Origin of the sequence: Fictibacillus arsenicus, assembly GCF_001642935.1 — a bacterium.
Lineage (GTDB): Bacteria > Bacillota > Bacilli > Bacillales > Fictibacillaceae > Fictibacillus > Fictibacillus arsenicus_B.
This window is the reverse complement of the sequence record NZ_CP016761.1, coordinates 1,470,684-1,493,180: the sequence shown is the minus strand read 5'-3', so window position 1 is coordinate 1,493,180 and position 22,497 is coordinate 1,470,684. Positions and strand designations below refer to the sequence as shown.

Annotated in this window: 20 protein-coding genes; 6 read left to right on the top strand and 14 right to left on the bottom strand. The window is 39.9% G+C overall.

Features of this window, described 5'->3' with window-relative positions; translation table 11 throughout:
- Genes ABE41_RS07885 through ABE41_RS07875 form a run of 3 tightly spaced genes read right to left on the bottom strand, consistent with a single transcriptional unit; the run spans position 1 to position 1,203 of the window.
- Positions 1-348, bottom strand: coding sequence for a fluoride efflux transporter FluC (locus tag ABE41_RS07885; protein WP_083207723.1), 348 nt, complete (start codon positions 346-348; stop codon positions 1-3).
- Complete coding sequence (gene crcB / locus ABE41_RS07880; protein ID WP_066288503.1) at positions 345-734, bottom strand: fluoride efflux transporter CrcB; 390 nt, start codon at positions 732-734, stop codon at positions 345-347. Before crcB ends, ABE41_RS07885 begins: the two co-directional genes overlap by 4 nt.
- Positions 735-780: 46 nt before the next feature.
- Entirely contained in the window at positions 781-1,203 is a 423-nt protein-coding gene (locus tag ABE41_RS07875; RefSeq protein WP_066288500.1) for a CBS domain-containing protein, read from the bottom strand.
- A 523-nt stretch (positions 1,204-1,726) separates the two neighbouring features.
- On the opposite strand from ABE41_RS07875, the gene ABE41_RS07870 reads away from it, so the two are divergent.
- Positions 1,727-2,686, top strand: coding sequence for a metal ABC transporter solute-binding protein, Zn/Mn family (locus ABE41_RS07870; RefSeq protein ID WP_066288497.1), 960 nt, complete (start codon positions 1,727-1,729; stop codon positions 2,684-2,686).
- A gap of 277 nt (positions 2,687-2,963) precedes the next feature.
- Here the strand turns inward: ABE41_RS07870 and ABE41_RS07865 are convergent, their stop codons facing one another.
- The 3 genes from ABE41_RS07865 to ABE41_RS07855 form a co-directional block, all read right to left on the bottom strand.
- A complete protein-coding gene (locus ABE41_RS07865; protein WP_066288491.1) occupies positions 2,964-4,772 on the bottom strand; it encodes an ABC transporter ATP-binding protein in 1,809 nt (602 codons plus the stop codon).
- A gap of 2 nt (positions 4,773-4,774) precedes the next feature.
- Positions 4,775-6,538: an ABC transporter ATP-binding protein gene (locus ABE41_RS07860; protein ID WP_066288490.1), complete on the bottom strand. Its 1,764-nt coding sequence runs from the start codon at positions 6,536-6,538 to the stop codon at positions 4,775-4,777.
- Between the two features lie 423 nt (positions 6,539-6,961).
- Positions 6,962-7,495: a copper resistance CopC family protein gene (locus ABE41_RS07855; protein ID WP_066288489.1), complete on the bottom strand. Its 534-nt coding sequence runs from the start codon at positions 7,493-7,495 to the stop codon at positions 6,962-6,964.
- Positions 7,496-7,716: 221 nt separating this feature from the next.
- On the opposite strand from ABE41_RS07855, the gene ABE41_RS20610 reads away from it, so the two are divergent.
- Positions 7,717-7,803 (top strand): YjcZ family sporulation protein, encoded by an 87-nt coding sequence (locus tag ABE41_RS20610; protein WP_077361959.1) that lies wholly within the window; start codon positions 7,717-7,719, stop codon positions 7,801-7,803.
- A 72-nt stretch (positions 7,804-7,875) separates the two neighbouring features.
- On the opposite strand, the gene ABE41_RS07850 is transcribed toward ABE41_RS20610, so the two are convergent.
- Together ABE41_RS07850 and ABE41_RS20605 are read right to left on the bottom strand one after the other, a co-directional pair.
- A complete protein-coding gene (locus ABE41_RS07850) occupies positions 7,876-9,966 on the bottom strand; it encodes a peptidoglycan D,D-transpeptidase FtsI family protein (RefSeq protein ID WP_066288484.1) in 2,091 nt (696 codons plus the stop codon).
- Positions 9,967-10,111: 145 nt separating this feature from the next.
- On the bottom strand, positions 10,112-10,300 hold the full coding sequence (locus tag ABE41_RS20605; protein WP_437435470.1) for an EAL domain-containing protein: 189 nt from the start codon (positions 10,298-10,300) through the stop codon (positions 10,112-10,114).
- Positions 10,301-10,401: 101 nt separating this feature from the next.
- Between ABE41_RS20605 and ABE41_RS07845 the strand changes: the two genes are divergently transcribed.
- From ABE41_RS07845 to ABE41_RS07835, 3 genes are read left to right on the top strand one after another with little or no spacing between them, the layout of a single operon-like run.
- Complete coding sequence (locus ABE41_RS07845; RefSeq protein WP_066288482.1) at positions 10,402-11,181, top strand: ABC transporter permease; 780 nt, start codon at positions 10,402-10,404, stop codon at positions 11,179-11,181.
- A 3-nt stretch (positions 11,182-11,184) separates the two neighbouring features.
- Complete coding sequence (locus ABE41_RS07840) at positions 11,185-11,970, top strand: ABC transporter permease (protein WP_066288480.1); 786 nt, start codon at positions 11,185-11,187, stop codon at positions 11,968-11,970.
- 10 nt (positions 11,971-11,980) lie between these two features.
- Positions 11,981-12,949, top strand: a complete 969-nt coding sequence (locus ABE41_RS07835; protein ID WP_066288477.1) for an ABC transporter ATP-binding protein — start codon at positions 11,981-11,983, stop codon at positions 12,947-12,949.
- 264 nt (positions 12,950-13,213) lie between these two features.
- On the opposite strand, the gene ABE41_RS07830 is transcribed toward ABE41_RS07835, so the two are convergent.
- The 4 genes from ABE41_RS07830 to ABE41_RS07815 all read right to left on the bottom strand — a co-directional run bounded on the left by ABE41_RS07830 (position 13,214) and on the right by ABE41_RS07815 (position 18,050).
- Positions 13,214-14,071, bottom strand: a complete 858-nt coding sequence (locus tag ABE41_RS07830; RefSeq protein WP_083207720.1) for a patatin-like phospholipase family protein — start codon at positions 14,069-14,071, stop codon at positions 13,214-13,216.
- Positions 14,072-14,204: 133 nt separating this feature from the next.
- On the bottom strand, positions 14,205-15,830 hold the full coding sequence (locus ABE41_RS07825) for an N-acetylmuramoyl-L-alanine amidase family protein (protein ID WP_066288474.1): 1,626 nt from the start codon (positions 15,828-15,830) through the stop codon (positions 14,205-14,207).
- A 422-nt stretch (positions 15,831-16,252) separates the two neighbouring features.
- Complete coding sequence (locus ABE41_RS07820) at positions 16,253-17,029, bottom strand: Cof-type HAD-IIB family hydrolase (protein WP_066288472.1); 777 nt, start codon at positions 17,027-17,029, stop codon at positions 16,253-16,255.
- Positions 17,030-17,111: 82 nt separating this feature from the next.
- Positions 17,112-18,050 carry an EamA family transporter gene (locus ABE41_RS07815; RefSeq protein ID WP_066288468.1) on the bottom strand — a complete coding sequence of 313 codons (939 nt, stop codon included), beginning with the start codon at positions 18,048-18,050 and terminating at the stop codon, positions 17,112-17,114.
- 314 nt (positions 18,051-18,364) lie between these two features.
- Here ABE41_RS07815 and ABE41_RS07810 point away from each other — a divergent pair, with 314 nt between their 5' ends.
- Positions 18,365-18,571, top strand: a complete 207-nt coding sequence (locus ABE41_RS07810) for an alpha/beta-type small acid-soluble spore protein (protein WP_066288466.1) — start codon at positions 18,365-18,367, stop codon at positions 18,569-18,571.
- A 322-nt stretch (positions 18,572-18,893) separates the two neighbouring features.
- On the opposite strand, the gene ABE41_RS07805 is transcribed toward ABE41_RS07810, so the two are convergent.
- Both ABE41_RS07805 and ABE41_RS07800 read right to left on the bottom strand, forming a co-directional pair.
- The gene (locus ABE41_RS07805) at positions 18,894-21,320 is read right to left on the bottom strand and encodes a DUF6359 domain-containing protein (protein WP_083207718.1); all 2,427 of its coding nucleotides are present in this window, start codon (positions 21,318-21,320) and stop codon (positions 18,894-18,896) included.
- A gap of 489 nt (positions 21,321-21,809) precedes the next feature.
- Positions 21,810-22,442: an SOS response-associated peptidase gene (locus tag ABE41_RS07800; protein ID WP_066288464.1), complete on the bottom strand. Its 633-nt coding sequence runs from the start codon at positions 22,440-22,442 to the stop codon at positions 21,810-21,812.
- Positions 22,443-22,497: the final 55 nt, after the last annotated feature.

Here is a 22,497-nt window from a genome sequence, read left to right as displayed (position 1 = left end):
TTATATTTTTGCTGCTGCCAAAAAGCCTGTCCAAGCAGCTATCAATCCTAATGTGTATGTCAGGACCAAATAAAAAAGAACTTTTCTTTTATCTTTTTTATAAAGTGTAACAACTTCAAATTGAAGTGTCGAGAATGTCGTGAGGGCGCCTAGAAAACCTGCTGCGTACAGTGAATCTAGTATTTCCCGTCCTTCATTCACGACATACCAGCCTAATAAGAACGATCCGAAAATATTAACACAAAACGTTCCCCAAGGAATTTCTCCATTTAATCGCTGACTCACAAAGTAACGAGCCAGTGCACCGCATGCTCCGCCGGCAGCCACAGCAATAGAGCTTAATATCATTGTTCAGCACCTTCTTTCTCTAGAAGGACTGAGCCGCATTTCATCCCGAGTAAGACCGCTCCAATACCCATTACTGCACTGATTATGAAATACTGGATAGCTATCGAATGAAGTCCTTGATCCAAAAGCAGAACAATCTCCGCATTAAATGTTGAAAACGTCGTGAAAGAACCTAAAAATCCTGTTTGAATTCCTAATACGAGTGTTCTGTTTTTTATTTGCTGAGATCCGTGAACAACAAACCACCCAAGAATAAAACTTCCAATCAAATTTATCGCCAAGGTGGGAAACGGAAACTGCGCATGGGGCTGATAAAGGAGGATACCGATCCAAAACCGGAGAACAGCTCCAAGCATTCCACCGGCAGTGATTGCTGCGATTTTCACCCTATACTATTCCTCCTGTATGTACAAAAAGATTAAGACACATGCCTTAATCTTTTGTCAGTTCTTTTTTCCAAATTAAATTTGCACAATACTTGATGATATCTCTTCTTCTAATAATACCGATGAAATGACCATCGTCATCGGTAACAGGAATAAAGTTCTGGTCAGTAGACAAAGTAATAAGGTCTTCCATATTTGAGTTGATCGATACGGATATATTATTTATACGCTGCGGCACATCAGTTAACTTTGTCTTTAAAACTTCATCATAACCCTTTTCAAAAGCTTCCCTAAGCTTCCATAGAAGATCGCCTTCAGTCAGCGTTCCAATGTAGCGTCCTTCTTCAGATACAAGCGGCACTGAAGTATACTTGTGATAAGATAACTTCTCTAATGCCTGCCTCATAGTTGCTTCAGGGTTCAAGTACTTTACTTCATCTTTAGGCAACAAATAAAAAGCTATATTCATGTTGGTACGCGCTCTCCTTTGTAAGCATGATTCACGCTTAATTAAACGCTTTTTCTAACACCTACTCCATTATATCAAAAAGGAACTTGGTCTGCTTTATTAAACCACTGTCTTATTTTAAAATCTCCACTTACATTCAACGCATTCCTTTGTGCAAGGCTTTTAAAAAGGCTGTTTTCGAAAACTTTGTTGCTTTTGTAAGAGGTTAATTTCCGCTACAGGACTCGCTTTCCGCGGGGCGTGCGGTGAGCCCCCTAGCTCTTCAAGCCTGCAGGGTCTCACCTGGCCCGCTAATCCCGAAGGACAAGGAAGGCTTCGGCAGCTTTAAATCGCACGAAGAAAATGTGAATTTCATTTTCGAGGAGTCTCGCACCTTGCGCTCCAATCAACAAGTCAAAGAAGTATATTCCACAAAAATGTTCAAAAGCAACAATCTTTTAGAAATGAACCGTTAAATTCTTTTGCAAATCGTAATGATTCCGTTTATAATAAAAAAGGATTGTTTGAAAGGAGAGAGAAACCGATGAAAAGACTAGGCTTGATAGGCATGATTTTTCTTTTGATCGCAACTGCCGCTTGCGGGAACAAAAGTGCTGATAAAAAAGATGGAACATTATATATATATACAACAATGTATCCTTTAGAATATTTTACTGAAAGAATTGGTGGAAAGCATGTTGAGGTTTCGTCCATTATACCACCAGGAGCAGATGCACATACGTATGAGCCATCGACTAAGAAAATGGTAGAGATAACAGAAGGCGATGCGTTTGTTTACAATAAGATGGAATCCGATGAGTTCTCTTCTTCAGTTGCGGATACGTTAAAAGAAGAAAACGTTCCAATTGTAGATGCTGCAAAAGGAGTAGAACTCGCGCATACAGAAGAGCAAGAAGAAGAAGGTGCACATGATGAAGGTGAAGAAGCACATGGGAATGAAGAAGAACATCACGAACATGGCTCACAGGACCCTCATATCTGGCTTGACCCGGTTCTAGCTCAAAAAATGGCGGAAAATATCTATAACGGTCTAGTGAAAGTCAAACCTGACGCAAAAGAGGATTTTAAAAAGAATCATACTGCATTGATTAAAGATTTAAAAGAGCTGGACGCTTCTTTTAAGAGTAAAGTTGTAGAAGCTCCAAAGAACTCTTTTATTGTATCTCACGCTGCTTATGGTTATTGGGCTGAGCGTTACAATCTAGAACAGATTGCGATCAGCGGGCTCTCACCATCTCATGAACCAAGTCAGCATCAGATCGAAAACATCATTCAAGGTGCTAAGAAAGAAAAGATCCGTTATATCCTATTCGAAGAAAATGTTAATAATAAAGTGGCTGAGATGATCAATAAAGAAGTCGGAGCCAAGACATTGACGCTGCACAATCTTGAAACACTGACAAAAGACGATTTGAAGAACGACCGTGATTATCTTTCCATCATGAAAGAAAACATTGAAACATTATCAAAAGCGCTTCAATAAAAAGCAAAACGCCTGGGAATCATTTCCCAGGCGTTTTTTTGATTTGACTCTTTTCTAAAAGATTGTTGCTTTTGGTGGATTTTTTGTATTTTGCCTCCATTGGCAGGTTGATTGGAGTGTAAGGTGCGAGACTCCAGCGGGATCAGCGTGACAGGTGAGACACAGCAGATGCTGTGCAGCAAGGTGGCTCACCGCACGCCCCGCGGAAAGCGAGCATCCTGAAACGGAGATCAACTACCTTCAAAATCAACAAAGCTTACCAAAACAGCCTTTGATTTTAAATCGCATCAAGCATTTTAAACTGTGAAACCACGAGGTGATAATAAACCCCTTCATCATCCATGAGTTCGTTATGATTTCCTTGCTCAATGATTTCTCCATGATCCAGGACAACGATATTATCTGCTTCCCTGATTGTGGAAAGTCTGTGCGCTATAATAATAGCTGTTCTTCCATTCAGTAAAGTCATAAGAGCCGTTTGGATTTTTTGTTCAGATTCTGTATCGATGCTTGCTGTCGCTTCATCCAGAATTAGAATATCGGGGTCAGCGAGTAAAGCACGTGCAAAGGAAAGCAGCTGCCTCTCTCCTACTGATAAAACATTCCCTCGCTCTTCAACCTCTGTTTCATAACCATCAGAAAGTTTTTCAATAAAAGCATGTGCTCCTACCGCTTTCGAAGCGTTTTTAACTTCTTCATCAGTCGCATCAGGTCTTCCGAACCGGATGTTCTCTATGATCGTTCCCGAAAAGATGAAGGTATCCTGAAGAACTACACTCACCTTTTCACGAAGGCTGCCTAAGCTGGCATCTTTCAAGTTTACACCGTCGATCAAAACATCACCTGAAGTTGGATCGTAGAATCTGCTCACCAGGTTTGCGATCGTGGTCTTACCTGACCCTGTATGACCCACAAGAGCTACAGTCTGACCTGCCCCAATCGTCAGGTCGATTCCTTTTAATGCTTTTCGTTTATCATCATAAGAGAATTCAACGTTTTTAAACTCAATTTCTCCTTTTATTCTTGAAAACTCAAAGGCACCTTTTTTCTCGTGAACATTAGGCTGTTCATCCAAAAATTCAAAGATTCGTTCAGATGAAGCCATTCCTACTAAAAGCTGATTATACACTTGCCCTAAACGGGAGATCGGCTCCCAGAACATCCCCAGATAAAATGCAAAGGTAACAAAAACACCGATTTCCAAAGCTTCACCCTGAATCAAGTAAGCCCCAAACCATAATAATATCGCTGTACCGATCGCGTTAGACATTTCTACAAAAGGACGGAACAAAGCATTTTGCTGTGTTGCCGTTTTCCAGCTGTCATATGTCTCATTATTTACTCCGTTAAAAAAGCTCATGTTTTCTTTTTCTTGTGTATAAGACTTTGTAACTCTTATCCCCTGAATACTTTCGTTCAGATGCGAGTTCAGCTTTGCCTGCTTAATGCGGACAACCTGCCAGGAACGTCTTATTTTCTTTCTTAAGCTTGTAGAAATGAAGAACATCAGCGGTAAAATCACCATTATTGCCAGAGTCAGCTCTGGACTGTACACAAACATGATTACGATGATACCAAAAAGCATGATTACATCCATAAGTACGTTGATAACACCGTTTGTAAATAGATCCTGCAGGGAGTTAACATCGTTGATGATCCGAACGAGTATCGATCCTGCCGAACGCTGATCAAAGAAACGATGTGACAGTCGCTGGATATGTTTGAACAGATGCTGGCGAATATCATAGATCACATATTGTCCCAGATAATTCATCCATCGTATCCGGAGTGTATTCGCTCCCCATGAGATAAGATAAAGAGCCGATATAGCAATGATTAATTTAATTAGAAGTGATGTATCTTTGTTCTTTATCGCATGATCAAACGTCAGCACCCCAATGAATACAGGAACAGCAAGTCTGACTGCAGTTGTGACCATCATCGCTAAAAACGCTTTAGGAAGCAGGTTTTTGCTGTATGGTTTCATATAGCCGAACAGCCTGATGATCTGACTCCAGTTAAACGGTTTGTCGATCACCTGCTCGGAAGAATAACGGAAACGGGCTGATTTTTTTCTCTTATCCATTTCTACACCCCCTGCCCGTTATTTTGAAACACTTTATTTTTGTCTTGATATTGGATGTCATAGATTCTGCGATAGTTTCCTGACCCTTTCTGAATAAGTTCCTCATGAGTTCCCCGCTCTATGACCGCCCCTTCATTAAGGACCAATATTTCATCCGCATGTTTTAAAGATGAAATACGATGAGCGATAATAAAAGTCGTCCGATCATCCATGACTTCTTTTAAAGCACGCTGTATTTCAAACTCTGTTTCCATATCAACTGCACTTGTTGCATCATCTAATATGAGAATGGCTGGATCGATAAGGATGGCTCTGGCAATGGAAATCCTCTGTTTTTGTCCTCCAGAAAGACCAAGCCCTCTCTCCCCTAAAATCGTATCGTACCCGTCAGGGAGTTCCATGATAAAGTCATGAGCCTGTGCGCGTTTTGCTGCATCTACAATCTCATCCATATCAGCGTCAGGGTTGCCATAGGAAATATTGTCCCTGATCGTCGATGAAAACAAGAATGACTCCTGAAGTACAGTTCCGATATTTTTTCTTAACGTATTAAGCGAGTATTTTTCTAACGGCTTGCCATCGATTAAAATTCTTCCAGACTCCGGTTTGTAAAACCTGGATAAAAGCTGGGTGATGGATGTCTTCCCAGAACCAGTTGCCCCGATCAGCCCTATCGTATGACCTTGTTTAACAGTAAAAGTAATATCTTTTAAAGCATCCTTTTTTTCATTTTTATAACGATGTGTCACTTGTTCAAACATTACTTCTCCATCCAGACGAACCATTGCTGTATCACGGTCTTCGCCTTCTAACTCAAGAGGTTCATCTAATACTTCAAGAAGGCGTTCCCCAGAAGCTTTTGATTGTGAGAAGGTATTCATGATAAACCCTAAATTCATGATAGGACCCATGATGTACCACACAAGACTGAAGAAAGCGACTAGTTCTCCTGCAGTAAGATCACCGTTGATAACCAGATAACCACCATACGCAAGCAAAAGAACGACTGACAAGTTCCCGATCAGCTCCATGATTGGAAAATATCGCGCCCAGATATGTGATGTGTTCAAAAACTGAGATTTGTAGTCTTCGTTCGACGTATCGAATTTACCAATCTCAAAATCTTCTCTCGACAATGACTTAACTGTGTTGATACCACTAATGTTTTCCTGAACTTTAGTGTTAAGGTTAGCCATTGATTTTCGTATTCCCCTGAATGCGGGATGTACTTCTTTATCAAACTTGTAAACAACGATTGCGAGGAATGGCATCATACAAAGTGTAATGATTGCCAGCGGGATCGAATAGAAGAACATTACGGAAAGACTGAATGCAATGATTAGAACGAAATTGATAAGCTGGGAAAATCCAAATGAGAGGAAGAACCGAAAACCCTCTACATCTGCTGTCAACCGGGACATGAGGTCTCCCGTTTTTGCATTATCATAATAACTGAAAGGCAAAAATTGAAGCTTCTCATACAGAGATTCACGGAGCTGGAAAACGGAGCTGATTCCAAACAAATCCCCAAAATATTGATGACAATATGTAGCTGCTCCTTTTATTCCCATAAGTACGATAAAGCCGATTGCCACGTAAGGAACGAATGAATATTCTCCTTTTATAATGATTTCATCGATGGTAAACTGCAGAACCATCGGATACACAACCGTAATGGCTGATACCAGAATCAAAGTCAGGATCGACCAGTAAAAATATTTTTTATAAGGCCAATAAAAGTCTTTTAATCTTTTAAACGTATCCAAATCTTCACCTTCCCCCTTCTGAAAAAACAAAAGACAATATACATCATATAACAGAATAGTTAGAAAAAACTAGACATTTGCTCGAGTTTTCTAAAAAAAGACATTTGTTAACAATAAACTTTATTAATTAATTTCACTTTCCTATCCTACAAAAAAAAGCCCCGAATTATTCGAGGCTTTTTAGCTTTTCATTTATTCATTTCTAAAAGCTTGCTGTGTGTATACACTTTGTGAATACACTTCCATGCAATTTCATGGTACGTGTTCTTATATTTATTACACTTTCGCTCAGACTTATTGATTTACGCTCAAAAACGCCGAGTTACGCTCAAACTACCTTTAATTTCGCTCAAAATCTTTCTTTTTCGCTCAAAGTCGCCTTGGAAGCAACGTGTGAGCGGAAAATCAACCACTTCGAACAACCTATCTTTTTCTTCTAAAAGCAAAGAAAGAAACTATAGCAATTAAAATAACTAATCCAATCGTCAATGGCCCAAAATAGCTCGGATTGCCAGGCTGTTGTTCTTCCTTATCTTGCTCAGGTAGGATTTGTTCGGTATTATCTTGATTTTGTTCTGGTTCTTCTTTTGGCTGAGCCTGTTCCGGCCGATCTACCGAGAACGAGTAGTTCCCCTCGATTACATGACCGTCTGCTCCGATTATTTTGTATTCAACTGTATAATTGCCGTTTTCAAGCCTATTGTTCATTTTCCCCGTCATTTGATTATCTTCAATACTAATCTGGAGGGGAATTTCTTCATTTTCGTTTTTCAAGTTCATGGTGCTTAACGATTCAATTTTCGTTGAAAACGTTAAAATCACTGCTTCAAGATCTGTGGTAACCTTCTCCCCTTTTGCAGGTGTCGCAGATTCAAGATCTGAGTGAGCAAATACGGATGAAGGCACATTTAATACAATGACAAATAATAAAAGAAAGGATAAGACCGTTTTTTTCATAATTGGCTCCCTGTATGAATTTTTTCTATCTATTTACTATTTAAACAAAGATAGAATACCCTCACAAGTATTCACTCTTTACAAATCGTTGACATTTCCAGTGATAAACATACATATTAAGCCTATTTTGCTGTATTTTCCGCTCCTGCCCACTTCGAAAATTAAAACAGGCATAGAATGTATGGAATTAACAATTGCAAGAATTAAAGGAGGAAAAATCGATGGGTTTTGCTCATGGCAATTCTTTTGCGTTGGTAGTAGTGTTGTTTATTCTATTGATTATTGTAGGGGCAGCTTGCTTCTGCTAATAAGAAATAGCAAACACAAAAAAAGCCGGATTCGTCCGGCTTTTTTTGTGTTTATAAAAGAAAAACTCAGCATTATTGTGCAGAGCCTTCTGTTTCTTCTTTTTCTTTTTCCATATTTCCGTTAACGGTAGCCGCGTTTTCGCCGTATTCTTTCTTAAGGTCCCAATAGGCCTCTAACGCACGCTGACCGATGTATTTGTTGATTCGCTGATTACCGTTTCGTGGTGTACCTTCAGGAACCACGACTGCGAATGCAATCTCCGGGTTCTCAAATGGTGCATAGCCAACTAGTGTTAAGTTATGTTTCTCTGTAACCTGCCCTGTTTGAGGGTGTTTAATCCTACGCTGAGCTGTTCCTGTCTTCCCGGCAGGGTTATGATACTTTTCAACATCGTCAAAATATCCTTTTGCCGTCCCGCCAGGAGCATGCATTACTTGCCAGAATCCTTGCTGCACGCGTTTGATATATTTTTCATCAACATCGAGTTTGTTCAAGATGATTGGTTCAAAACGTTTGAGCAACTTCCCGCCATTTTCTTCATCGGATGCAGGTTCACGAATTTCTCTTACAAGCTGCGGTTTAACACGATATCCCCCATTTGCAATGGTTGATACATATTGTACAAGCTGCATTGTCGTATATGTGTCAAACTGGCCGATTCCTAAATCGTAAAGTGTAGCCGATTCACCTTCTGGCGGTTTTCCTTCATAACCTGTTGCTTCTTTGGGAAAGTCTATTCCGGTTTTAACACCTAATCCAAATTGACTATACATATAGCGTGCTTCTGCATACGTTTCTGTCCAATGCTCGGGTCCAATCATCCGGTCCATGATATTGAACATATATACGTTAGAGGACATTTTTAAAGCATCTAAATCATTGATCCAGCCCATGTTCTTCCATGATGATTTATTCATGCCATTTTTAGTAAATGGAGTATCAAATATTTGTTCTCCCATACCAACAAGTCCTTTTTGTAACCCTGCTAAAACCGTAGCTCCCTTTACAGTTGATCCCATTTCATAGGAATTAAACAATGCACCGTACTCATCGTTGATGAACTTACCATCTTCGTATCTTTTACCTGCTATACCTTTGACTTCTCCTGTTTTCGGATTGATCATAACGATATAAGCTGATTTGAGCAACTCATTGCCTGGAAGGGGTTTAGCTTTTAAGATCTCTTCCTCTAAAATACGTTCTAATCTAAATTGAAGCTCCATGTCCAAAGTCAGAACGATATCTTTTCCACGCTGACCAGCTATTGATTTCGGTTCACCAATCGTTTGCCCCGTTTTAGGGTTTGTAAGATAAACAGACTTCTCCTTCATTCCTCTAAGCACTTGCTCATACTGAACTTCAAGACCACTGACTCCTACTTGATCACTTCTGTCATAGCCGAGGCTCGAAAAATATTCCATTTTGCTTTTAGGAATTTGTTTCACAGCACCAAATATCGCTGATTCTCCATAAGGATATATTCTTTTAGAGTCTGCCATAATATCGATGCCAGGCAGGTCGCCAAGATTTTCAGATATGATGGAAACCTCTTCGTTCGTCAAATTTGTTTTAATTCTTTGAGCTGAGTATGCATAGCCTGAATCCATTGCCCGTTTATAGGCTAGTATTTTTAAATCTTCACTTGTAAGACTCTTGATTTCTTCTTCGGTGATCTTATCAACAAGTGCTTTGTATTGTTCCTTGTCACTTAATTTCTTCTCTTTCTTGCTTAAGCGTTCTTCCATTAATTCCGTGATATCATTCTGTGCGATAAAATAATCTTTTTTATCACGTTCAGTTATCTTTTTCTCCTGCTCTTCAGTTACACCTAGTCTTTTAGCAAGCCATTTTGCGATACGCATCGTGTCATCGGCTTTTGTATCTACTGTCTTTGTATATGTGAGAGAAAAAAATGGTTTGTTTCCTACCACTTCACGAAAGTTGCTGTCGAGCAGCTTTCCGCGCGGGGCTTCTTTTCTAGCAATCACTTCTTCTACAGCCTCAGACTCCAATCGTTTTTCTTCTCCGTTCACGATCTGGAGTACACCAAGCCTGAGAATAAGAATCGAAAATAGAAAAAATACGATTAAAAACAAGACATTTAAACGAAAGGGTACTTGCGTTTTTTTCTTCTTTCTTTCCGGATCCGCTTTCGTTACCATCATTCCGCTCCTTTTGGAAATTTTCCCGTTAATTTTACAATTATATTACAAAAGCATCTATGTATAGATTACTAGATGTTGACCAAAATTCCAACATAATCATGAAAAAAAACCTTATCTTTTTTTGATAAGGTTTTGGCTTGCGTTATTCAGCTGTAATCATTAATTTTTCCGTTGGGACAGGTTTACCGAAATAATAGCCTTGTGCAAGCTGTACTCCATAATGACGAGCAAGGTCTGCCTCTTCTTTTCTCTCGATACCTTCTGCTAAAACGATCGCCCCTATCTCGTTTGCCACCTGAACAATTTGTTTGATCATATGTTGTTTTTCTATATCTTCGTCACAGAACGAACAAAAAAGAATTGCAAACTTTTGTAAAATTTGCTATTTTATAATTCTGCGCTCTGAAATTACAGCTTTATAAAGGGGGACTTATGGTTTATTGGATTCTGTTACAAAAAAGCTTTATGACTAATATGCAATATAAAGTTGCCCATCTCATTAACAATGCGGCAAGTGCAATCTTTGGCTTTGTATTCATTGCAATCTGGGCAGGTGTTTTGCAAGGAAAAGAACAGAGCAGTCCCTATGATGTAATGGACATGACATATTACATAGCTGCTGCACAATGCATCCTTTGGCTTTCCGGATTTTTAACAGCAGGACTCAACATTCAAAACGGTGTCCGAAACGGAGCCATCTCATTAGAACTTGCCAGACCAACAAACTTTTTTCTGTACGTTACCTCACAAGAAGCCGGACGGCTCGTTTATAATTTCTTCTTTCGTTCGATTCCGATCGGACTCGTTTTTGCATTAACCGTCGGCTTTTATGTACCTCAACATTTATCAAGCTATCTTTTCATAAGTATTTCAGTACTTCTCGCTATTATTATATCTGTTAATTTACACTATCTGGTAGGAATTAGTGCTTGCTGGACGACGGAAGTCGCCTGGGCACATTTCGTAAACTTCACCTTATTAGCCGGTCTCGGCGGACAGATGGTACCTATCGATTTTCTTCCGGCACCTTTGTCAACTTTGACACAGTACTTGCCTTTTGCAGGAGCCATCTATTATCCAGTCATGGTTTTCCTTGAAAAAGCATCAAATGATGTCATCTGGTTTCAGCTATTCTGGGCTATAGCATTAACTTTGCTGAATCTATGGATTACCGAAAGAGCACGCCAAAAATTAGAGATTCAAGGAGGATAAGCTATGAATCTTTATTTGAAGCTGTTATCAGGAAGCTTGCGTTCCCGCATGCAATATAAAATGAATTTTCTCGTATCCTCTCTTTCATATGGATTGATAATGGCTGTTGATTTCGTTTTGCTCGCGGCGATCTTACAGCGTTTTGATGATGTGAAAGGCTGGAATCTTTATGAAGTAGGCTTGCTTTACGGTATTTCTTCTGTAGCAATAACGCTTTACAGAGTGTTTGGTGTAGAGATTCATAATTTTGAAAGATACATGGTAGAAGGAGAGTTTGATAGCCTCCTTATTCGCCCAGTCTCTCCACTTTCACTGCTCTTAACTAAGAACCTTGACCTGTCACGGATCGGAGGAACCGCTCAAGGCGTTATCATTCTTGTTATTTCTATTATCGGACTCAGCCTGGAGAGTTTTGATATGCTTCTGCTTCTGCTGTACTTGCCTGTTTCCATTGCATCTGGTGTAGTGATCTGTTTTTCTCTTGGACTCCTGACAGCAACTCTCGCGTTCTGGACGCAGCGAATTAAAGATTTCCAGACCTTCACACTTTATGCACCATTTAATGCAGCAAACTATCCGATGAACATCTACCCCGGATGGTTAAAGATTATTTTCTTCACTGTCATTCCAGTTGGGTTTATGAACTACACGCCTATCCTATTCTTATTAAATAAAGGCGGCAACATATGGAACCTGGCATGGCCGCCGGCAGTTGCTCTCGTTTTTTTATGTTTATCATTGCGTTTCTGGCAGTTTGGAATTCGGCACTACCACAGTACAGGCAGTTAAGGAGGAACATATGATAGTTGCAGATCAATTAAACAAGCACTTTAAAATCTATGAAACGAAAAAAGGATTCATCGGTTCATTTACTTCCCTTCTATCTACCAAACATCATGTTGTAAAAGCTGTAAATGATATTTCTTTTAACATTCAAGAAGGTGAATTTGTCGGTTACATTGGTCCGAACGGTGCAGGAAAATCAACAACGATTAAAATGCTGTCAGGTATTCTTCATCCAACTGGCGGAAGCATTAAGGTGGCAGGTCTGAGTCCTCAAAAAAGAAGAAAAGACGTTGCCAAAAAGATTGGCATCGTCTTCGGGCAGCGGACACAGCTATGGTGGGATCTTCCCTTAAGGGATTCTTTTGATATTTTAAAAGAGATGTACAAAGTACCTGATACTAAATATCAAGCGTTTTTAAAGCTGTATGATGATATGCTGCAGATCGGACAGTTTATGAATACACCTGTGCGAAAACTTTCCCTCGGACAGCGCATGCGGGGAGATCTTGCTGCGGCTATGATTCATAATCCAGATGTACTTTTTTTGGATGAACCGACGATCGGTCTCGATGTAAATGCCAAAACAAGCATCCGGTCTTTCTTGAAAGAACTCAACACAAACGAAAAGAAAACCATCCTCTTAACGACACATGATATGGATGACATCGAACAGCTGTGCAGCCGGGTAATTGTGATCAATCATGGGCAGATTGTGCTTGATGGTTCTCTTGAAGATCTAAGACATAATATCGGATTGCCGAGCGTGATAGAAGTGCAATACAGGGAGATGCCCAAGCATTTGCCGGCTGAATTAGACGGTATCGAAAAAATGCGCTGGGAAGATGACAAACTTATACTCATGTATGACCGGTCTGTTCTTTCTTCCCCTTCATTGCTTCAAGAGGTTGCAAAGTGGGGCGAACCGGTTGATATTCAGATGAAAGAACCGGATATAGAAGAAGTGATTCAAAAAATATATTAAGAATAACAAAAGCTGGCTGCAAGGTTCTGAGAGAAACCCCGCATGCCAGCTTTCTTATTTAATGGCTCTTTTAAAAGATTATTGCTTCTAAGTATTTTGCAACCTTTCTTCATTGACAAGTTGATTGGAGTGCAAGGTGCGAGACTCCTACGGGATAAGCGGGACAGGTGAGACCCCAGCAGGCTTGATTAGCCTAGGGGGCTCACCGCACGCCCCGTGGAAAGCGAGCACCCTGGAACGGAAATCAACCACTTACAAGAGCAACTAGTTGTTAAGCCAGTTTCTTAAGTTGTCCAGCTGATCGATTGCATCTTTTCTGCCATGTTCATAAAGAACTCCGAGCCTTTTCGGGTCACGTTCTATCCGCTTTACTTTCATCTTTTCTAAAGGTCGCAGTACGAACAGGTTTCCTTTTCTCTCTTCTTCTTCAATGTAATCCAGCGTTTCATTGTACTTGAGGTAGCGTCCTCGCAAACTTTCATCTAACCCTGTGTATTCTGGATAAAAACGCTTAGTGACCCACGTCATTTTTGGCTTTTTCTTTCGGTAGCCATGATTTTGAGTAAGGACGACTACACCTTTTCTAACTCCATCTTTCATCGCTTTATGAACAGGAATCGGATCGGCAATGCCTCCATCCATCACATGTTTGCCTTCCAGCTCAACCATTGGTGCAATGAACGGAATGGAAGAGGATGCTCTTAATACCATTGAGATGTCCATTTTATTATAGTCTTCTCTGCTCAAGTAAACCGGTTCACCTGTTCTGCAGTCCGTAACAACGACCACAAATCTTTCTTGAGATCCTTTAAACGCTTCATAATCAAATGGAACAAGACGGTTTGGAAGTTCATTGAAAATAAAATCCATACCGAACAGACCTTTTTTCTTAAACAGCCAGTTCTTATAAGAAATATACTCTGGATGTGAGCTATATTCCAGGTTCACCGTACGATTTCTTCCATGCTGTCTCGATAAATAGGACACCGCATTACAAGCTCCTGCAGAAGCCCCGATCACATAAGGAAAATAAAGATCATTTTCCATAAATACATCGAGAACACCAGCTGTATAAACGCCGCGCATTCCCCCACCCTCAAGAATTAATCCGGAGTTTTCCAAAACCCTGCACCACCTATTGTTAACAAACTTTATTATTTGTGCTTTTAATTATAGAAAAAATCCACCTGTAAAATCCAGCGAAAAGTTTGAATAAAAAAAAGCCGCCTCCTAAATAAGAGACAGCTGAATGTGCTTACTGAAAATATTTTGCTAGTCCGTTCGTAATACCAGAAGCCGCTTTAGACTGAAAGGAGTCAGTTCTTACCGTCATTTCGTCGAATGAATTTGAAAGAAACCCTAACTCCACTAATACGGCTGGCTGTTTATTCTCGCGCAATACATGGAAGTTTCCAAATCTGACATTCCCGCCAGAAAGACCAGTACCTGCTTGAAGAAGGCCAGAATGAACGGAATCTGCAAGTTTGATGTCCTTTTGACCGTAATAAAACGTTAAGAGCCCGGAAGCCCTTGTATCCAGAGCTGAATTGTAATGAAGACTAATAAAGGCATCTGCAAAATGATAATGGCTTATTTCTACACGCTTATTTAAAGAAAGATAATTGCTGTCACTACGTGTAAGAATAACCACAGCAGCTGCTTTACTCAGCTGTGTTGCTAAAAGTCTTGCACTCATGAGTGTAAGTTCTGATTCATGCGTTCCATGGTTTTTCCCAAGTGCACCTGGATCATGCCCGCCATGACCTGGATCAATGACAATGCGTTTTCCTTTTAATCCGTTCGTTGAAGGTTTCGGCGAAGTTGTTCCTGTATTGCTGTTAGGTGAAGACGAATTCTGCTGAATGGCAACAAGCCAGCCTGCTATCCATGCGTTATTTCCGTTAGGAAGTCTAAGCTGCACCCAATCATTTTTTGATTGAATATAAGCATACTCATCTCCTTGATTGGCTTTTCCAATAATGAGGTAAGCTGTCGATGGACCTTGTCGAATGTTTACTCCGTCTGTCATTACCACTACTTTTTTCAGTACGGAAGCAGGCGGTGCGGAAGGCGGTTTTGTTTCTGGCTTAGGTGCTGTAGTCACTAGAGAGCTCCCGCTTTGTACAGAAATATATTTAGTGGATGCCCATCCCTTTTTTCCATCTGAAGTCTGAATAGATGACCATCCGTAAGATTCAGATAGAATTTGAACAGCTGTTCCGTACTTTAATGAACCTATAATAGGTGCATTCAGATCTCCGGAAGATCGGAAGTTTAAATAAGTCGCTGTTACGGATCCCCATTTTCCATTATTATTATTGTTTGTGTTCCCTGAATTATTGTTGACTGGTTTCTGGGCAACTGGAGGCTGTGAAGTTTGCTCCAGCAGATATGCATTGCTTACCCAGCCGGATATCTTTCCATATGTAATTGATGACCATTTGCCATCTTGATTTTGTATCGTTACAACTGTTCCGTTCTTAAGTGATCCTACAATAGTATGCTGAAGGCTTGGTCCTTTTCTGACATTTAAAGAAGTAGCTGTAACCTTTGCTTGCTTAGCTGCGGGTTTCTCTGTTTTTGGCGGCTGGGATGATGGTGCCGAACCATTCTTCACCTTCAAAAATTCTGCGCTCACCCATCCTTTTTTGCCGTTGAAGTTGATGTTTGCCCATCCCTTTTCCGTTTTCAGCACTGTTACGGTGTCTCCGTTTTTCAGTGAACCTATCTTTTTGGCTGAAAGAGCTGGTTCTGAGCGAACATTTAAGCTCGTAGCATTTACAGTTGCTTTACTCTCAGCAGATGCTGAAATCGCCGGAATCAATGACAGTATGAGGAAGGAACACAAAATCAAGTTAACCAGTTTAACGTTTGCTTTCACCTGTTTCAACTCCTATTTGGACGTCTTTTCTTGCTGTATAGCTTATATCGACACTGCTCCAGCTATCATAAAGCCTTTTTTCGCCAAAATAGGAGAAATCCCTTCAAATTATTTACCAAAATTTATACTTTTTTCTATATATTTCTACATTGTTAAACAAAGGCTTTTTTCTAAAAATAGTTGCTTATGATTCTTTTTATGAAGATACTTCGTTGACAAGTTGATTGGAGTGGAAGGTGCGAGACTCCTGCGGGACGAGTGGGACAGGTGAGACTCCTAAAGGCGCAAAGCGTCAGGAGGCTCACCGCCCGCCCCGCGGAAAGCGAGTACCTAGAGCGGAAATCAACATCTTTCAATAGCAAAAAAGTCTACAGCCCAGACGAAAGAAAAAACCCTTGCATCTGCAAAGGTTTTACCAACTATTAAATGAGTCCAAAATGTTTTAGTCCATAATAGATTCCGTCTTCATCGACTGATTTTGTTACAAAGTCAGCGGCTTCTTTCGCTTCTTTCATTCCATTTCCCATCGCAATACCGGTTCCTGCCGCATTCAGCATCTCGATATCATTCAATGCGTCACCGAATGCAAATACGTTTTCAGGTTTCATGTTCATCTGTTTAATAAAGGCTTCAATCCCTTTTGCTTTTGAACCACCGGTTGGCAGGATATCCAGTGCATCCTCATGCCAGCGGATAAAATCAAACGTTCCTTTATACCCTTCACGGTAAGCTTTCTCATGCTGTTCTTGACAGAACAATAGTACCTGATAGACTTCATTGTCTTTATAGAAGCCAGGTTGATAGAGCGGATAATTTGGCATAAGGTTGAAAGTACAGTTTTTTATGATTTCATGATCATCTGCGTTGCAAGTAGCTTTTTGATGGTCAAGATAGACAAGGGGATGACCTGCAGTTTCTGCTTCTTTTTCAATTTTAGTAATGAATTCAGCTGGCAGAGGTGTCTTATGGATCACTTCATCTTTAAATACAACAAATGAACCGTTAAAGCTGACGAATGAATCAACACCAAGTTCCTCTCGAATAGGTTCGAACATGAATGGACCGCGTCCAGTAGCAATAGCCACATGCACACCATTTTTCTGCAGCTGGCTGATGCTTTCTGTCGTGCTTTCCGGAATCTTTTTTTCATCGTTTACTAGTGTTCCGTCTATATCAAAAAATACAATTTTATCGTTCATTTCGCATCTACTCCTGTTGTAAGTTGTACCCTACCATAGTGGTACGATTCAGAAAAAAAGTCAAATGTGCGATACAAAAAAGCTATTTATTGACAGTCTGATTAATTTTGAGAATTCCTTTTTCCGGCATAGATAATAAGAACACAGTTAATATGATCAGCATACCACCTGCCGATTGGAAACTGCCGAACGCGGTACCGAGCCAGACAACTGAAACAATTGTGGCTACTAATGGTTCAGCACTTCCAAGCAGGCTTGTTTCGGTTGAAGAAATGTATTTCAAACTATCTAAATACAGATAAAACGGCAACAGCGTTCCAAAAATAACGACGAACGCAAGCATCCAAAAAAGAGATGGTGTCCAGTCAATGAATCCCGCTTGCCAAGGCTGTGTCCATACAGAAACTGCTAATCCGCCTAAAAGCATCGCCCAGCCCGTAATTGCAGCAGATGCGTAAAGTTTTAATAACCCGACTGGATATACGGTATACACGGCAACCGAAACACCAGAAAGCACACCCCAGAAAATGGCATCTTTAGATACGGTTATGTAATCCAGCTTTCCATTTGTTAATAGCAGAAATGTCCCTGTAAGTGCCATCAACACGGCGATCCATTCTTTTCGCTTCGGCCATTTTAAGAACTTCAATGCAAAATAAATCGTGATAAAAACAGGACCTAAAAACTGAAGAAGCGTCGCTGTCGGTGCGTTTCCAGCCTCAATGCTTAAGAAAAACGTCAGCTGTGCGCCAAGCATTCCCGTTAAAGAAAAAACAAGCAAATCTAAGCGGTCTCTTTTGTTCTTCCAAACTGAAAAAATATTATTGTTAAAGGAGACTAAGATTAAAAGCAGCAACCCTGCCATCACCATACGAACGGATACAAGCCATGTCGCTGTCACTGCGGTATGAGAGAAAATCCACTCTGCAGCATTTCCTGAAAATCCCCAAAGCGAAGCACCGGTTAAAGCTAATGCTATCCCTTTCCATTTCGTGATGTTTTCTTTGTTCTTAAGCCCCATCTCTCCACCCGCTCTCTTAAATGCATCGATATTCTATACATATCTGTAAAATTCCTTCTCTATTATAAATCCAAAATCTTAAAATAGCAGGTGGAAAATTCAAAAAGAAAAACACCGACTGGAAATCAGTACAGTGCTTTTCTTGAAAATAAAAATAGGGGGATGATTTATCATACGAAATCCTAAGGTTTTTGTGTGGGTTATGTAAAAAATATGCGAATACCTATCTAATTAATGACTTATAAAAATATTTTCCAACAGATGCATATTTTTGTAAAAGATATACAAACTAGTATTACAAGGAGGTGATACATATGGCACGTAACAACAACTCTAATGAATTAGTAGTAGCTGGAGCACAAGCAGCTTTGGATCAAATGAAGTATGAAATCGCTTCTGAGTTTGGTGTTCAACTTGGACCAGACACAACATCCCGTGCGAATGGATCTGTTGGTGGTGAAATCACTAAACGTCTTGTTCAAATGGCTGAGCAGCAACTAGGTGGCGGATACCGTCGCTAATCGCGAGTTTTTTGATTAAAACTGGACTGTACTCCTGGGAGTCAGTCCTTTTCATATTTTAGGATATTTGAATTTTACGGTACGTGTTCTTTTATTTATTACACGTACGCTTAAAAAAAGCTCGCTACGCTCAGAATCGTATATCTTCGCTCAAAATATCTTATTTTTCGCTCAAACTGCTCCTAGTTTCGCTCAACTCTACCCGCGTTTCGCTCAAACCTGTACTTTTACATAACAAATGGTCGTGTAAAATATGATAAATAGACAAAAAAAACTGACCAAAAGGGAGTTTTCATGTCCTTTTAGCCAGTTCTTCTATTTTTTATTTTACTTTATCCAATTTCACCTGAATCAGTACCGGATCATGGTCACTTGCACGTCCATGTTGTTCCATGAACTGTGAGTTGATATGAACAATATCAACCTTTGTTTTCTTCGCCATGTTGTTGGTTACTAAAATATGATCCAGAACTTGTGCGTTACCCTGGTATGAGTATGTGAAACGCTCATTAAATGGCACTTTCTCAACCATATTAGTAAGCTCATTCCCTTTTAAAATTTCAAGTGATTCTGTGAATTCAAAATCGTTGAAGTCTCCAAGAAGAACTACCTTTGCATTCTTGTCCTCTTCTTTTACATCCTTAACAAAACCGTTTACGATATCAGCAATTGCTAAACGTTGTTCTTCGCTCCCTAAGAATGGAGGCTGGTTCTTACCAAATAATGGCTGGTCACCGCCTTTGGAGTTAAAGTGGTTCGCAACCACAATTACACTCTCACCGTTAAACTCAAACTGTGCTGCTACCGGCTTGCGGCTGTCTTCAAAAGCTACATTGGTTGGATCAATACGTCCTGGATTTAGTGTAAGTTTCCCATCCTTATATTCTACTGCTTCTGTTGCCGTTCCTTTTGTTCCCTCTGTAAGTGAAACGCGTTCAGGATTGTAGATGAATCCTACACGAATGTTACCACCTGGCTGTCCGCCGTCTTGATTGTTTTCAGGAGCAATATCTGTGTATACATATTCTGGTCCGCCTTGAGCTGCAATTTCAGCTATTAAACGGTCAGCACTTTCTTTTGCATCAGTAGTTCCATCATTTGTAGAACCGTTCCCATCTTGCATTTCAACAAGACCTACAATATCAGGAGACTTTAGGTTTTGAACGATTGATTCAGCTATTCTCATAACCTTTTCATCTGAAGTTCCCTTTTCATTGGCTGAAAAATTCTCAACGTTAAAGCTAGCAATTGTTAGTTCTTTATGTTTTTCGTGAATACGAGTGATTTCTCTTTTTGTGTTGCCTTCAACAAACGCTGGAAGGTCTTCCGCATCCGTCAATACTTTATAGTTGCTAAAACCATAGCTTACAACACCAGTAATAGCCCCTTCAAAATAATCACCTGATTTGGCAACAAAATCTTCATCGCCCATATCTACGAAAATACGTTCAGGATTGTAATCAAATTCAGTAATATTTAACGCGCCAGCAGAATTAAGTCTGCTGTATTCACCGCGATCTGGAAGAACAACAAGTTCACCATACTTTTGCGGCGCAATAACAGCCGGATTATTAATTTCTACAAGCATACCTTCTAAACTTTCATAAAAATCTATTCCATCTTCATTTGGATCGAATTCTTCAAAATTATCATTATCAATAATTTTTGTCGGCTGCTGCAAGCCGAACATGCCGATTACGATAGACTCAGGAAGTTCTTGTCCTTCTTCGAGTGTTGCTACCTGACCTTTATCAGCATTGATTTCAGTCATTGCAAGATCTGTTCCTAATTTGTCAGAGTACCCTTCTAGCACCCATTCTTTAACTTGACCATTTACGGAAACGACATTGCCTTCCGTTTGTTCATGACCCGGCTTATATACAAGAATTCCTTCAGATGTATTAGAATCGTTATCTGGTACTAAATCTTGCAAGTAGAAGTTTCTGTCATCTACCACTTTTGTTACGATGCCTTCTACACCTTCAACTACTTTATTTGCAACAGGAGAATTGTGACCGGCACCTTGGATATCATGAATGCGAAGTCCTGAAAGTGCTACTTGATATTTAAATTCAGCAATGCTGCTGTCTTTCAATCCATCTTTAACAGCTAAAGCTTTTATAGTTACATCTTCATTAATCGTAATTGGAGCAGAGTAAAGCGTGCTATCCGCAGTTGGGTTTGAGCCATCTACTGTGTAATAGATTGCTGCATCAGGTGTTGCAGTTGAAAGTGTTACTTGAGTTCCTTTAGAAACTACTTGTCCTTCAACTGAAGATTTTACTTCTTCTACTTGAGGTTCAGGAGGTGTGCCATCGACAAAAGAGAAAGAAGTAGCGTCCTTGTGGCCAGGTGCTGTAAAGTAAGCTTTTAAATTCCCAGTAATTTGTATTTTTTTCCCTAAATTTTCAGGGTGAGTTTTCAGGTTTAAATCCGCTCTAACATCTGTTGTTAATTGCACCGGTAATATTTTTGCAATGTTTTTTTCATCTGGAGAATCAGCAAGTGCTAAATTATACTCGGTATTAAAAGGTGCCTCATAATCACAAGTTATATTTCCATTATTACCACTCGAAACAATCCCAACTATATAACCTTCAACAGTCGCCGTTCCAGTATTATTTGCAATAGCCTCGCTTACGGTAATTACGTCAGCCGCTGATGCTTGCTGCATAGGTAATATTAAACTGATTACCATAGCAAAAATGATACTTATATTTGTGAGTTTTTTCGTCTTTCTTTTTAACACAACCGTCCACCTGCCTATGTTTTATTATGTAAAACTTAGTAAATCCATGAAGAATATAACACAAGTTTGTCGGTTCAATTGTTAGTTTTATGTTAAAACAGTCAGAAAGACTTACAAATAATTTACAATATAGTTCTGTTTTACCAAAAACACTATCCCGATTTCGGGACTTTTAAATACAAAATCTATGTTCCCAATTTTTGTTGCACTTGTAAGAGATTAATTTCCGCTACAGGATTCACTTTCCGCAGGGTGTTTGAGCCCCCCTCATCCTATAGGACAAGGAAGGCTTCGACAGCGTTATATCGAACGAAGGAAAATGTGATTTTCATTTTCGAGGAGTCTCGCACCTTACGCTCCAATCAACTTGTCAAAGAAGAGAATCGAACGTAACACCGCTAAATAACAATTTTTTAGAGAAAACCATGAAAAGAACCTATAAAAAAACCGGGCTTCCCTAAAGCAGGTTCTGCCTTAAAAGAGCCGGTATTATCTCGTATTTAAATCCCTTGTAACTGGTTCTGCTGAAAGTTCAGGGTTATTTTCACTGAGCAACGCCAGGAGTATGTCTTTGTCTGTTCCGCGATCTAGCCAGAGTTCTCCTTTTTCTCGTCTCAGCATAACTGGCATCCTATGATGATAAGTCCCCATAAACGAATTAGATTCCTTTGTTAATATTGAACAAGTTATTTTTTCAGCACCCGCACCAGCTGGCCCCTGATTCCACCTGGACCAGATTCCTGCAAAAGCAAAAGGCTCGTTATCTTCTAAGGTAAACTGATAAGGCTGTTTTTTATTCCCTTCTTTTACCCATTCGTAAAAGCCGCTTGCAGGGATCAGACATCTTTTTTGATAAAAAGATTCTTTAAAGCTTGGTTTTTCTTCGATTGTTTCGCTTCTGGCATTGATCAGTTTGTTGCCGATCTTAGGGTCATTCGCCCACTTCGGAATAAGCCCCCATTTCATATACCCCGCCCGGTTACCTGAGCTGCCCTTAACAATAGCTAGCACATCCTGACTGGGAGCGATGTTAAATCGGTCTTCATAATCGAACTCATTCACTATATTAAAGGCATCAATGATAAAATCCTTGTCATAATAAAGAAAATACCTGCCGCACATTTTCCCCGCTCCCTTTTAATGATGGATAAGTGGCAGAATACTGTAAAAACTATTC